Source organism: Cupriavidus malaysiensis, assembly GCF_001854325.1.
Taxonomy (GTDB): domain Bacteria; phylum Pseudomonadota; class Gammaproteobacteria; order Burkholderiales; family Burkholderiaceae; genus Cupriavidus; species Cupriavidus malaysiensis.
The window spans coordinates 1,572,460-1,586,272 of sequence record NZ_CP017755.1; the positions used below are offsets into that span (position 1 = coordinate 1,572,460).

Here is a 13,813-nt window from a genome sequence, read left to right on the forward strand (position 1 = left end):
GTTCAGTTCGACTGGTTGCCAGGGGTGGCCAACGGCTTGGCGCGGCCTTCGACGAAGTCGCGCAGGCGTTCCGAGGCTTCCGGTGGGCGCGGGATATTGGAGGTCAGGTATTCGACGAATAGCCCATCGTCGTGCGACAGGTCGTTGATGCGTGGCAGTACGTTGGTGATGCGCCAGTTGGTGTCGGCGGTGTTGCGGGCGATCAGCGCCGCCAGTTCGCGTGCTTTGTCCAGTGCTTTGCCGGCTGGCACCACGTAGCGCACGATGTGCTCGCGCTCGCCCTCGGCTGCATTGAGCAGGCGTCCGGTCAGCATCATGTCGGCCATCACCGTGTAGCCGACCACGCGCTGGATGCGTACCGTTCCGCCACCGCCGACGAAGATGCCGCGCTGTCCCTCGGGCAGGCCGAAGAAGGCCGACTCGTCAGCCACGCGTATATGTGCCGCGGTGGCCAGCTCCAGCCCGCCGCCGACCACTGCTCCATGCAGCGCAGCCACGAAGGGGATGGGGCCGCGCGCGATGATGTCGAACACGGTGTGCCAGGAATGGCGCTGGCGCTTGCGCGGGCGCGGCATGTCGCCAGAAGCGCGAGCCAGTGCTTCCTTCAGGTCCAGGCCCGCGCAGAAGTTGCTGCCGTGGCCGAACAGTACGCCGACGTCTGCCTCCTCGCCGGCGCGAACGACGGCATCGCGCAGCGCCCACACCACGTCCTCGTTGATCGCGTTGCGTTTTTCGGGCCGGTTCAGGCCAATCAGCGCGACATTGCCGTCGAGCGCGTAGGTCACCAGTTCATTGCTCATGGTCTTGTTTCCTTGTAGGGATTTCGGGGGAGCGCTGAGCTCAAAGATCGAGGATGAGCTTGCGGCTCTTCGCTCCGGAGCAGCAGATCATCATGCGCTTGTTCGTCGCGCGTTCCGCTTCGCTCAGCACGAGATCGCGGTGGTCGGGCACGCCTTCCAGCACGCGTACTTCGCAGGTGCCGCACACACCTTCCTGGCAGGAATAGGGCGGCTCGATGCCCTCGCTGAGCAGGCAGTCAAGGATGGTCTTGCCGCTGGGCACCTCGAGGCTGCGTCCCGTGCGCGCCAGTTGCACGACGAAGCCACCTTCGGTTGCGGCCGCTTCGCGCGCCGCGAAGTACTCGCGGTGGACCCTGTCCGGCGGCAGCGCCGCGGTGGCGGTCTCAAAGGCCTCCAGCATCTGCACAGGGCCGCAGCAGTAGATATGGGCGCCGTCCGGCAGTGTGGCGGCGATGGCGGGGATGTCGAGCATGCGAGCGCCCGCCTCACGGTCGAAGGTCATGTGTACCTCCGCGCCATCCAGGCCATGCATGGCTTCGAGTGCGTCGACAAAGGCGGCCTGCCTGCGCGTGCGTGCCGCGTAATGCAGGTGCCAGGGACGGCCAAGCGCACGCAGGCGCTGAATCATGCCGAAGATCGGTGTGATGCCGATGCCGCCGGCGATGAATACACTGAGCGGTGCGTTTTCGTCGAGAGGGAAATTGTTGCGAGGTGGCGCGACGGTGACGGTGTCGCCCGGGCGCAGTATTTCATGCAGGTAGCGCGAGCCGCCACGGCTGCGGGCGTCCTTGTTGACGCCGATGACATAGCGCCGGCGTTCGCCAGGCGCATTCAGGAGGGAATAGCTGCGGATCAGCCCGTTGGGCAGGTGCAGGTCGATGTGCGCGCCGGCGCCGAAGGCAGGCAGATCCTTGAGCGGTGGCTCCGGATGCAGCTCGTAGCTCAGGATGCCATCGGCTTCCCAGGTGATGGACTTGACGCGCAATTGCAGGGTTTCAGTATGATTCAATTTTTGTCTCCAGGCTGGGCGACGTACCGCGTACCGCGGGCCGCGGCTGTGCAAGCCGATGCAGAGGCAATGGCCTCCCGCTCAGACATCCACGACATCGATGTCCTCGATGGCAACGCCGGTGGCTGCCTCGCAGGCACGGCGGACGGCCTCGGGCTGGCCGGCGTGGAAGATGAAGTGGCGCAGCAGTTTGTTCCACTTCGGATGGCGTTCGTACTCGGCGCGCGGCAGGCCGTCGAGAAAAAAGTCACGCGAATCGCTCGGTAGAATCAGGCGCCGGTTGGCGTGCGCGTCGCGGATCACGCCTTTGGGGTCGCGCCCTTGCGCGACGGCGTCGATGTCGTCAAACAAGCGCCGGCGGATCATGGCGATGCCTTTGTCGCTGGCACCCAGGTTCTCGCGCGTGCGGTCGGTGACCGGGCCTTGTCCGACCCAGGCGATGATGTCCTGGTTGATCACATGGCTGGAGATCCAGCGGCCCGTGGCGGGATCGCGCGTGGGGCTCTTCCAGCTCGGGATCGTGCGCTGCACGAAAGGCTCGGCCTCGCGCGGGACGCGGATGAACGACCAGGTGACGCTCAGCGTGTTGGTGTCGTCCACCGGCACCCGCCACTCGAAGTGATCGCCGAGGAAGAAGCCGTTCGGCCACAGGCAGACCCGGCCGATGGTCCACAGGGGATGCCGCTCGTCGGTATCTTCGCTGATGCGCTTGTAGAGGAAGCCGTGTTCGAATTCTTCGAAGCCGAGCCGCAGGTGGCGCGGCGCGCGCCGCCCGGCTTCGCCGCGCAGTTGTCGCCCCCAGTTGGCGTGCATCCATTCAAAGTGTACCGGGTCGATCGAGTTCTCCTGTGCTTGCAGCCAGTTGCAGGGAACATCGGCGAACACCACCTGGACGAAGCCATTGCCCCAGCTGAAGGGCTCCCAGTCCGGCAGTTGTGGCACAGGATCCGGTCCCAGGTAAGCCCACAGCATGCCGGCCTTGGCTGCGACGTGGTAGGCCTTGAGGCGAACACGCTCGCGCAGCCTGGCGGCCGGATCGGCGACTTCCTCGAATGGTTGCTCGATGCAGCGGCCACGCGCGTCATAGCACCATCCGTGGTAATTGCAGCGCAGGCCGTGCTGTTCCACATAGCCGTAGGCGAGATCGGCGCGTCGGTGGGCGCAGTGTCGGGCCACCAGGCCGTAGTCGCCGCTCAGATCCTTGTAGAGGACCAGGTCCTCACCCATCAGGCGGACGGGCTTGATGGCCTCGCGTTCCAGTTCGTCGACGCCTGCGATCGGATGCCAGTGGCGGCGCAGTACCTCACCCATCGGCGTGCCGGCTCCGACGCTGGTCAGCAGTCGGTTCTTGTCTTCGCTCAACATACGATATTCCTGCCAGGGTCAGAGCTCGGCTCGGAAGCCGGATGCCTTGATGATCGGCGCCCAGGTTTCAAGCTCGGCGCGCTGGCGGCGCGCCATCTGCTGGTCGTCGAGGTAGTCTGGAACGACGGCGAGATCCTTCATCAGGAAGTCGCGCGACCTTGGCGTCGAGAGGATCGTGCGCAAGGCCTGCTGCATGCGTGCGATCTCGCGTACGGGCGTGCGGGCCGGCGCCCACATCGCGGTCCAGCCGTCGCCATGCGTGACATCGATGCCCTGCTCGGCCATGGTCGGCATCTCCGGTGCGAGCACGGAGCGCTTCTCGCTAAAGATGCCGAGCAATTGGATCCGGCCCGCCTGGTGGTATCTGCGCAGGTCCTCGAGCAGCGTGACGGCGCTGGCGATATGTCCGCCGAGCAGGTCGGTGATCATCGGCGGCGTTCCCTTGTAGGGGGCGACGGCCAGGTCGATGCCGGCTGCCTTGGCGAACTGCAGGCCGAGGAAGTGATTCTGACCGCCCAGGCCCGGTGTGCCGAACGTGGCCTGACCCGGATTGGCCTTGGCCCACCGGGCGAAGTCGCGAGCGTTGCCGGCCCGCGTGGCAGCGCCGGCAGCCATCCCGCAGGGAAAGGAAACCAGGCCGGCAACCGGCTCGAAGTCCCGCCAGATATCCCATTTGAGCTGATTGCCGAACACGAGCGTCTGGAAGGTCGGCGTGGCGTTGGGAGCGATCATGTAAGTGAGACCGTCCGGTGCGGCGGACTTCAGCGCATCTGCTGCGAGCCTGCCGCCAACACCGACACGGTTCTCGATAATCACCGGCTGCTCGAGCAATGAGGACAGCGCGTCGGAGAAGTAGCGCGCGATGGCGTCTGTGCCACCACCAGGCGGCAGGCCCAGCAAGATCCGGATCAATGGTTTGCCGCGCATGTCGGCAAAGGACGCGGCCGGCATGCAGAGGCCCGCACAGGCGGCCTTCAGCAGCCTGCGGCGGCGGAGGCTGGTCATGGTTGTCTCCGGGTTTGTTTTTATTGGGGAATCGGGGGCGCTGCTTGTCCTGGCGGCGGTGCTCAGGCGGCGCTTGAGAGGTCGCGCCAGTCGCTGCCGGCCGGCAGCACACCGCCGACCGATACCGCCTGGCGGTAGTCCAGCTCAGGGCTGTCGGCCAGCGTTGGTGTGCGTCCGGCCTGGAACTCGCGCACGGATTTCAGCAAGGCCTGGCGTACGCGCAGCACCGCGCCGTCGGCTGAGCAGAGTTGCTCCGTGGTGCGGTCGGCGATCGGCCCCTGGCCGAGGAACATGGCGAAGTCCTCGGTGCCGAGGTGCTGCGGGAAGCCGGTGGCGTGGCCGCGCTTCATCAGATCCCGGTTCTGGCCCCAGTTGTCCTCCGGGCCGCCGGGCGGCAGCGGCGGGAACGCCCATACATCCGGCGTGGCCGACATCACGGTCATACCGAGCGGACGGTGTGGATTGAAGTGGACGAACCAGGCGCGGTGCGTGACGTCGTCGACGGGGGTGGAGAAGAACACGGTACTCGGGCCGTTCGCATCGGGCGCGCAGATGATGCCGTACCAGGGCATCACGAAGTTATTGAGGCGCACGTAGACCTGGTCATCGCTGAGCGGGCGGATTGCCGCGTAGCGGTAGCCGTAGGGACGATCCTCGAACTCCAGTCGCGGCGCCAGCGCCTTTGTCATGTGCAAGCGCTGGTTGCCCGATCCGGCGGTGATCTGCGTGGTCGACTCATGCAGCACACCGACGTGCGATGAATCCATCGAAGCTTCCACGCCCTGGACCCAGTTGGTCGGCACTTCCTGGCTGGTGACCGAACGCTGGCTCTCGGGCAGGGAGACGAAGGGCAGCTCGGGGAACTTCGGTGGCGTGTCGCCGCGGCCCAGCCACACCCAGACGATGCCGCCCCGATCTTCCACCCGGTAGCGATTGACGCGCACGTGCTTGCAGAACTGCTGCTGGTCGCCGACGTGGTTCGGCGCCTCGACCACCTCGCCATGCGCGTTGAGCTTCCATCCGTGAAAGATACAGCGCAAGCCGTTGTTCTCGTTGCGCCCCATCAGCAGCGAGGTCTTGCGGTGCGGACACAGTTCGTCGAGCACGCCCACGCTGCCATCGGTGGTGCGGAACGCGACGTAATTGGCGCCAAGCAGGCGCACCCGCACCGGCGCGCCGTCAGCTACCAGCTTGGAGGACGGCACGGCCGGAATCCAGTAGTGCTGGCGGATCATCTCGCCCATCGGTGCGCCGTCATCGACCCGCGTCAACAGCTCATTGTCTTCCTTTGTCATCGGCATGGTGTCTCACTCCCCGTCTTGATAAAAGGCGCGCGTATAGACGCGTCTGCAATTGCATTCAAAGATGTTGCGGCGCTGCGCTTCGCTCAGCCACTCGATGCCTTCGATCACGGGCTTCATGTCGTCGTAGTCGCGCCCGGTCAGCGGGTTGCGCGCGCTGCCGGTACCCGGCTTCTCAGTGCCGAACAGCACGTTGTCTGTGCCCGCCACCTTGAGCAGCAGATCGATGGCCTCCGGCGAGTAGTTGCAGGTGTCGAAGTAGAGGCGCTTGAGCTGCTCATCGAAGCCGGTGGTCTCGCCCTTGCGCGCGGACCATGCGCGGAACCGGCCCATCTGGTAGGGAATGGCGCCGCCGCCGTGAGCGACGACGATCTTCAAGTCCGGAAACTGCTCGAATACCTTGGAACCGAGCAGAGAGACGATGGCAATGCTCTCTTCATTGATGAACTTGAGTGTGTAGGACTCGCGCGCGCTGCAGCTTCCCGCCGAATGAATCAGGCCGGGTACGTCGAGCCGGGTCATGGCCTCGTACAGCGGATACCAGAACGGGTCACCCAGCCCGGGCGGGGTAGGGCCTTCGCCTTCCGTAGGGTCCGGATTGATCAGGCAGCCGACGAAGCCCAGTTCGTTGACGCAGCGCTCCAGTTCCGGCACGGCGCGCTCGGCGGGCGATTCGAGCATGAACTGCGGCAGGCCGGCCACGCCGCGGAAACGGTCGGGGAACAACGCGACGTAGCGGGCGATGAGGTCGTTGCAATGGCGCGACCAGAGCTCCGTGACGCGCCCTGGCTTGACCGAGTGCATCTGCAGGTAAGGCCGTGGCGAGATGAACTGCACGTCGGTGCCGACGGCGTCCATGCTGCGGACCAGCTCTTCCGCTACCTTGCGCACGGAGTCGTCCGCGATTTTCGGCGTGGTGGAGGGGTTGGCACGGCCGCCGACAAGTTCCGCCATATAGCGGAAGCTCTCGGCGGGCATGACGACGTGGGCGTGGGAATCGATGATCATGGGGTTTCAGCCTTGGTTCGCGTCGGCCACGACGGCCAGACACTCGAGTTGCAACTGCATGCCGTGCTGCAGGTCGTGCACGACGATATGGCGCGCGGGACGGTCGCGCGGATCGGGAAAACAGGCCAGCCACTGTGTGTTGACGGGCTCGCGCACGCTGTCGTCCTTGACGTAGACGGTGAGCTTGACCACATCGGCCAGCGTGGCGCCGCCGGCCTCCAGTACGCGCCTCAAATTGACAAAGGCCTGCACGGCCTGTCCCGATGCCGTCGGTGCGAGCTTGCTGGTGGCGGGATCCTTGCCGGACACGGCAGAAGTGCAGAGCACGTTTCCCACACGCGCCGCGGCCGGGATCGGCGCCTGATGGGCAAGGTCGGGGATATCGATGGAACGCAGCGGTCGGGTCATGGAGTCCTCGTGGGGCCAGTCGGTGTGATCGGATGACGGTGGAAGCCGGTCTCGGTTTCGAAGAAATGCGGCGGGACCATGGCCAGGAATTCGGCGAAGCCTGTCGTGCCAGCCGGAACGTGCAGCGTCATGGCATCGGCGGCGTGTCCTTCGTCACCGCTGACAATCGCTTGCGCGATGCGCTCGTGGTCCTGCAGCGAATGCATGATCTGCGCTTGGGTGACGAAGTCGCGCGGCCGGTAGCGCTGCACGCGGCGGCGGGCATAGCGGATCTGGCTGGCAAGGTAGTCGTTGCGGCAGCCGGCGTAGATAGCCTCGTGAAATGCGGTGTTGGCTGCGGCGTATCCCGCCGCATCCGCCTGTTCGGCGGCTTGCCGGCATTGGCGTAAGCCGTCTTCAAGCGCCCCGTGCAGCGTGGAGTCACCCCGGCGCGCGGCGAGCTTGGCCGCCAATGCCTCCAGTTCGCCCACATATTCGAGCATCGAACGCACTTCACTGATCGACATGCGCGTAACGGATACACCATGGCGCGCAACAATGCATACCAGATCGCTTGCCAACAACTGTTGTATCGCCTCGCGAACCGGCGTCCGCGAGACGTTGAAACGCTGTGCCAGCGCCCGTTCGTCCAGCGGGGTGCCCGGCGGCAGGATGCCGTTCTCGATCTCTGCGGCCAGCGTCGAGCGTATGTCGCCGGCGAGGCTGGCACGACCGCCAGGCTCGCCGGCGGCGGACGCGGAGCCCGCTGCCATCGGGGCCGCGGATGCGACAGGTCTTGTTTGAGTAGCGGTCATGATGCGTGCGCGCTGGGCCAGCAGGGAGCTTGCAGTTTTCCTGCCAGAAAATATACAACACAACTATTGTGGTATGCAAATAGGAAGAAGAATGATGCGCGGATGTTGGCTGCTGGGCTCGATCTTTGTATCGGCGTATGCCAGTTGCAGCGTTATGTTGCAGCGTCATGTGGCGAACTATCCGCGTGCGGCGCGCTGCGGGAAGCATCCGGCGCTGTACTGCTACGTGCCCGGCCTTGGCCCAAGGGGCCTCACCATCCGGCGTGCTGCGGCTGTCGGGATCCTTGCGGGTAAACACTTATGATTGGATGCCAATAATTTTATCTGGTGTATTGAAATTGCTTTTTGTGTATGCCAGAATTCTCAAAAATACAGGAGATGTCGTGCGGCTCACCCCTGGTTCGCACGTGTTCCTGTGCTTCTTCTTCCATCGCAAGGTTGCAAGGCGTACTTCCCATGAATCCTTCCATCGCTTCCCCCGCTTCACCGGAGCAGGCGTTGCTGCCGCTGGGCCGCATCCTTGCGCCAGCATCGATCGCTATCGTCGGGGCGTCGGCCGACCCCCGCTCGTTCGGCGGATTCGTCTTGGACAACCTGGAGCGTTTCGGCTACGCCGGCGCCGTACACCTGGTCAGCCGCAGCAGCACCGAAATCAACGGCCGGCCCTGCGTCAAAACGGTGGACGCGCTGCCGCAAGGGATAGACCTGGCAGTACTGGCGATTCCCGAGGCCGGTGTGCTGGACGCCGTGCGTGGTCTGGCGGCGCGCGGCACCCATGCTGCCGTGTTGTTCGCCTCCGGCTACGCGGAGGCGGGCGAGACGGGGCGCGTCAAGCAGGAAGAGCTGGCGCGGGTGGCGCGTGACAGCGGGATCCTGCTGCTGGGCCCGAATTGCATGGGCTTTACCAATTTCGAAGTGGGTGTGCCGGTGACCTTCGAGCCGCTTGCTCCGCAGCCGGCCGCGGGCCGGGCCGGCGTGGGCGTGGTGGCGCAGAGCGGCGCCATGGCGGCCAATGTGCGCGATGCGCTGAGCGGCCGGGGTCTGCCGCTGACTGCGGTGGTGTCGACGGGTAACGAGGCAGTGCTGGGGCTGGAAGATGTGCTGGCGCACTACATCGCCGATGCGCAGACGCGCGTGATCGCCGTCTATGCGGAACAGGTGCGCCGCCCGCAGACGTTTCTGCGCCTGGCGCGGCAGGCGCGCGAGGCGGGCAAGCCTGTGGTGATGCTGATGCCGGGGCGCAGTGCGCGGGCACGCGAGGCCGCGCAGTCGCATACCGGTGCGCTCGCTGGCGATCACGCCACCGCCTCGGCGGCGCTGGCGCGCGAAGCCGTGGTGCTGGTGGATTCGCTGGACGAGTTGTTCGATGCCGCTGCGATCCTGCTGCGGTTTCCGGTGCCGCCGAGCGGCGGCCCGGCTTTCATGACCGGGTCTGGCGCGATGAAGAACATCGCGCTGGATTTCTGCGATGCGCTGGACCTGGACCTGCCTGCGCTGGGCGAGCAGACGACGGCGCGCCTGCAGGCCATGCTGCCGGCCTACGCGGTGGCCGAGAACCCGCTCGACTACACCACCATCAGCGTGCGCCAGCCTGGGCTGGTGGGCGAACTGCTGCTGGCCATGTTGGCCGACGACAACATCGGCAGCATCGTGCTCAGCATCCCGGCAGGTCCGACGGTAGCCCAGCGCGACAAGGCCGAGCACATCGTGCCGGCGCTGGCGCGCGCGGAGAAGCCTGCGGTCTTGGTGGTCACCGGCGACGCAGGTCCGATCGAGCCGTTTTTCGTCGACGCCATCCGCGCCAGCGGCGTGCCGTTCTTCCGCTCCCCCGACCGCGCGCTGCGTGCGCTCCGGCGCGTGACCGCCTACGGCGAGGCGCTGCAGCGAGCCCGGCGTGCCAACCAGGTCGATCCGGTCGCGGTGGCGTTGCCGGCGCCGCGGCCTCCTTCCGGTGTGTTTGCCGAGTATCAGGGCAAGGCATGGCTGGCTGCCGCCGGCGTGGCAGTGCCAGCCGGTGGGCTGGCGCAGAGCGTAGAGGATGCGGCCACGATCGCCGCGAGCCTTGGCTATCCGGTGGTGATCAAGGCCCAGGCCAGCGAACTGCCGCACAAGAGCGATGTCGGCGGCGTGATCATCGGGCTGGGAGACGAGGCCGCTTTGCGCGCGGGCTGGCAGCAGTTGCAGGACAACGTCGCCAGGCATCGCCCCGGCCTGCGCCTGGATGGTGTGCTGGTGGAGAAGATGGGCGAGCGCGGGCTCGAACTGGTGGTCGGGGCGCGCCGCGACGCCGGCTGGGGGCCGGTTGTGCTGGTCGGCCTGGGTGGCATCTGGATCGAGGCACTCGAGGACGTGCGCCTGTTGCCGGCCGATCTGGCCGAAGAGGACATTGTGACCGAACTCGGACGGCTCAAGGCCGCCTCGCTGCTGCGCGGCATCCGCGGTGCGGCGGCGGTCGACGTGCGGGCGATCGCACGCGTGGTGGCGCTGATCGGAACGCAGATGCGTGCCAATCCGGCCATCCTGGAGATCGACGTCAATCCTCTGCTGGCCTATCCCGACCGTGTGCTCGCCCTCGACGCGCTGGTCGTGTGCGCTGCGCCGCAAGCCTGAGACAACGCAATGAAGCTCGAATTTTCCGCCGCCGACGAGGCATTCCGCCAGGAAGTGCGCGCCTTCGTGCGCGAGAACCTGCCCGCCGATATCAAGCGAAAGGTCGAACTGGGCCTGCGCCTGGAGCATCTGGACTATGTGACGTGGTTCCGCATCCTGGAGTCGCGCGGCTGGCTCACGCCGGGCTGGCCGGTCGAGCACGGCGGTCCCGGTTGGAACCACGTGCAGCGCTACATCTTCGATGAGGAAACCATGCTCGGCAACGCGCCGCGCATCATCGCCAGTGGTATCCAAATGCTGGGGCCGGTACTGATCGCCTTCGGCACCCCGGAGCAGAAGGCAAAGTACCTGCCCGATATCCGCCGCAGCAATACCTGGTGGGCGCAGGGATTCTCCGAACCGGGGGCGGGATCCGACCTGGCAACGCTGCGGACCACTGCCGTGCTGGAGCCGGACGGCAAGCACTTCGTCGTCAACGGCCACAAGGTATGGACCTCGTACGCGCACTGGTGCTCGATGATGTTCGCCCTGGTGCGCACCGATCCCGACGCGGCCAAGCCACAGGAAGGCATCTCTTTCCTGCTGATCGACATGGCCTCGCCCGGCGTGACGGTGCGTCCGATCCGCATGCTGGAGGGGGGTACCGACCTCAACGAGTGTTTTCTCGACAACGTGCGCGTGCCGGTGGAGAACCTCGTCGGCGAACGCAACAAGGGCTGGTCGTATGGCAAGTACCTGCTCGGCCACGAGCGTACCGGCATTGCCGGCATCGGCTCGTGCAAGCAGCAACTGGCGCGGGCGCGCCGGCTCGCGCAAGCACAGGGGCTGGGCCATGACGCGGTGCTGGCATCGAAGCTGGCCCAGTTCGAGATCGAGGTGATGGCGCTGGAGTTCACCGCGCTGCGCCTGCTCAGCGCCAACCAGAGCAGTCGGGTGCCGGCGGTCGAGGCCTCGATGCTGAAGGTGCGTGGCACTGAGTTGCGCCAGGGCATCCATGCGCTGCTGGTGGACATCGCCGGCCCGGGCGCGGTGCCGTTCGATCGCGAGGGCAACCTGCTCGAGGCCGCCGGCCTGGAGCGGGAGGGCGCGCCGGTGCCGCCGGAACTGGCCGCGTTGGCGGCCAACTACCTGGACGCGCGCAAGCTGTCGATCTACGGCGGCGTCAATGAAGTGCAGCGCAACCTGATCAGCAAGGCCTTCCTTGCAGCCTGACCACTGACCGAACATGGACTTTTCTCTGAACGACGAACACATTGCCCTGCAGGACGCCGTGCGGCGCTTTTGCGACGGCGAGTATCCCGCGCACCAGCGCGGCGACGACGAGCCCGCCGAGGTGGCCGCGCGGCGCTGGCAAGGCATGGCGGAGCTGGGTCTGCTCGGGCTTCCGCTGGGTACCGACGTGGGTGGCAGCGGTCTGGGCGCGGTGGAATCGATGCTGGTGGCGCAGGAACTCGGGCGGGCGCTTGGCGGTATCGGCTGGCTCTCCAGTGTGGTGGCCGCCGGCCAATTGCTGGACCAGCTCGGCAGTGCGGCGCAGCGCCAGCGCTGGCTGCCTGCGCTGGCCAGCGGCGGGGCGCGCGCCGCGCTGGCCCTGCACGAGGCCGGCGCACGCTACGACTACCGCCGCCCCGCCACACAGGCCCGCCGCCAGGGTTCGGGCTGGGTGCTCGAAGGCGGCAAGACACTGGTCCTGGATGGCGCCGCGGCGCAACTGCTGATCGTGTCGGCGCAGGTGGAGGGCGGCGGCCCGACCTTGTTCGTGGTCGAGGCCGGAGCGCCGGGTGTCGAAGTGCAGGACTTTGCCACGCTGGATGGCCGCCGCGCGGCCAGCGTGACGCTGCGAGGCGTGGCGCTGACGGCCGGAGATGTACTGGGCGAGGTGGGCGGGGCATTGCCTGGCATCGAAGCCACGGCCGACCGAGTCAACGCCGCGCTGTGCGCGGAAGCCGCTGGCGCGCTGCAAGCGCTGATCGACCTGAGCGCCGAGCAACTCAGGACACGCAAGCAGTTCGGCGCTCTACTGGCCAGGTTCCAGGTGTTGCAGCATCGCGTCGCCGACATGCTGATCGCGCTCGAACAGTGCAAGTCGATGGCTTGCGCCGCGGCCATGGCGGTGGATGCCGGTGAGCCGGCGCTGCGCCGCCGCCTGGTCTCCGCCGCCAAGGTGGTGGCCGGCCAGGCTGGACGTCAGGTCGGCGAGTGGGCGATCCAGATGCATGGCGCCATGGGCATGACCGACGAATGCCGCGTCGGCCACTACGCCAAGCGACTGCTGGTGATCGGCCAACTGTTCGGCGATGCCTCATATCACCTGGACCGCTTCGCCGCGGCGTCCTAGGTTCCGCTGCATCGCTGGGCGCGCGCGGAAAGACAAGATCGACAACAGCCAAAGCGTCGAGAGACAGACGCAAGGAGACAGCAGATGGCCATTTTCAGCAAGCTACGCCGCACCGGGATCGTCCTCGCGGCCGGACTGGGCATCGGGTGGGCCGCGATGACAGCCGCTCAGGAGCGGCAGCCGATCCGGCTGTTGGTGGGATTCCCGCCGGGCGGCTCGACCGACACGGTGGCGCGCATCCTGGCCGACAAGCTGCGCATCGTCCTCGACCAGCCCGTGGTGGTCGACAACCGACCGGGCGCGGGCGGCCGGCTGGCTACCGGCATGCTGAAGAACAGTACGCCCGACGGCTCGACCTACATGGTCGCACCCAACGCCACGGCGATCTTCCCGACCCTGCTCTACCCGCCGGCTGCGCTGCGCTACGACCTGCTGACCGATCTGGCACCGGTCGCGATGGTCGTGTCTTATCCGCTGGCGTTGGTCGTCAGCACGCGGGTGGGCGTCAGCAATGTCAATGAGTACGTGGCCTGGGTCAAGGCTCACCCGAAGGAGGCTGTGTTCGGCACCGCGGGACTGGGTGGACAGACGCACTTCACCGGGCTGCAGTTCGGCAAGGCGGCGGGTGTGGCGCTCAATGTCGTCCCCTACAAAGGCAATGGACCGCTCACCACGGATCTGCTCGGCGGCCAGCTTGCCGCGGCGGTGATGACGGCGGGCGACATTCTCCCGCACCAGCGCAGCGGCAGGGTCAAGGTAATCGGCGTGTTCGCCGCTAAGCGCTCGCCGCTGATGCCGGAGGTACCGACTGTGGCCGAGCAGGGGGTCAAGGTCGACGCTGCTGAGGCGTGGGCGGCCGTCTGGGCACCGGCGCGTACGCCGAAGGCCGAGATCGAGCGCATGCAGGCGGCACTAGGCAAGGTGCTGGCAATGCCGGAAGTCCAGCACACCCTGACGCAGAACGCCACGCAGCACCCTGATTTCCGTCCCGCTGCCGAACTCGATCGGCTCCAGCGTAGTGAGCTGGCCTACTGGGGCCCTGTGATCAAGGCGAGTGGATTCACGCCCGAGCAATGAAACCGAGGCGCGCTTGCGCGCCGCCAGGTCCGCCGAATCGTTGGTGATGCAGGTCGAAGCCTTGCCCTGCGGGTGACATCGGGTCGTCCGCGGCAGGC

The 13,813-nt window shown here is 66.6% G+C and carries 12 protein-coding genes; 4 read left to right on the forward strand and 8 right to left on the reverse strand.

Translation table 11 applies throughout. From position 1 onward, the window contains the following. Positions 1–2: 2 nt before the first annotated feature. From BKK80_RS26520 to BKK80_RS26555, 8 genes are all read right to left on the reverse strand, one after another. Entirely contained in the window at positions 3–800 is a 798-nt protein-coding gene (locus BKK80_RS26520; RefSeq protein ID WP_071020478.1) for a crotonase/enoyl-CoA hydratase family protein, read from the reverse strand. A gap of 40 nt (positions 801–840) precedes the next feature. After that, positions 841–1,809, reverse strand: coding sequence for a PDR/VanB family oxidoreductase (locus BKK80_RS26525; RefSeq protein ID WP_071020475.1), 969 nt, complete (start codon positions 1,807–1,809; stop codon positions 841–843). Positions 1,810–1,890: 81 nt separating this feature from the next. Then, a complete protein-coding gene (locus tag BKK80_RS26530; protein ID WP_071071940.1) occupies positions 1,891–3,174 on the reverse strand; it encodes an aromatic ring-hydroxylating dioxygenase subunit alpha in 1,284 nt (427 codons plus the stop codon). Between the two features lie 18 nt (positions 3,175–3,192). Beyond that, positions 3,193–4,179: a tripartite tricarboxylate transporter substrate-binding protein gene (locus tag BKK80_RS26535; protein WP_071020470.1), complete on the reverse strand. Its 987-nt coding sequence runs from the start codon at positions 4,177–4,179 to the stop codon at positions 3,193–3,195. A gap of 62 nt (positions 4,180–4,241) precedes the next feature. Then, a complete protein-coding gene (locus BKK80_RS26540) occupies positions 4,242–5,480 on the reverse strand; it encodes a Rieske 2Fe-2S domain-containing protein (protein ID WP_071071942.1) in 1,239 nt (412 codons plus the stop codon). A gap of 6 nt (positions 5,481–5,486) precedes the next feature. After that, on the reverse strand, positions 5,487–6,488 hold the full coding sequence (locus tag BKK80_RS26545) for an amidohydrolase family protein (RefSeq protein WP_071020465.1): 1,002 nt from the start codon (positions 6,486–6,488) through the stop codon (positions 5,487–5,489). Positions 6,489–6,494: 6 nt separating this feature from the next. Next, entirely contained in the window at positions 6,495–6,896 is a 402-nt protein-coding gene (locus BKK80_RS26550; protein WP_071071944.1) for a RidA family protein, read from the reverse strand. Then, complete coding sequence (locus BKK80_RS26555; RefSeq protein WP_236903973.1) at positions 6,893–7,690, reverse strand: GntR family transcriptional regulator; 798 nt, start codon at positions 7,688–7,690, stop codon at positions 6,893–6,895. Before BKK80_RS26555 ends, BKK80_RS26550 begins: the two co-directional genes overlap by 4 nt. Before the next feature lie 456 nt (positions 7,691–8,146). On the opposite strand from BKK80_RS26555, the gene BKK80_RS26560 reads away from it, so the two are divergent. From BKK80_RS26560 to BKK80_RS26575, 4 genes are all read left to right on the forward strand, one after another. Next, a complete protein-coding gene (locus tag BKK80_RS26560; protein ID WP_071039900.1) occupies positions 8,147–10,300 on the forward strand; it encodes an acetate--CoA ligase family protein in 2,154 nt (717 codons plus the stop codon). 9 nt (positions 10,301–10,309) lie between these two features. After that, a complete protein-coding gene (locus BKK80_RS26565; protein WP_071039901.1) occupies positions 10,310–11,512 on the forward strand; it encodes an acyl-CoA dehydrogenase family protein in 1,203 nt (400 codons plus the stop codon). 13 nt (positions 11,513–11,525) lie between these two features. Continuing rightward, positions 11,526–12,638 carry an acyl-CoA dehydrogenase family protein gene (locus BKK80_RS26570; RefSeq protein ID WP_071071946.1) on the forward strand — a complete coding sequence of 371 codons (1,113 nt, stop codon included), beginning with the start codon at positions 11,526–11,528 and terminating at the stop codon, positions 12,636–12,638. Positions 12,639–12,722: 84 nt separating this feature from the next. Then, the gene (locus BKK80_RS26575) at positions 12,723–13,715 is read left to right on the forward strand and encodes a tripartite tricarboxylate transporter substrate-binding protein (protein ID WP_071071948.1); all 993 of its coding nucleotides are present in this window, start codon (positions 12,723–12,725) and stop codon (positions 13,713–13,715) included. Positions 13,716–13,813 lie beyond the last annotated feature (98 nt).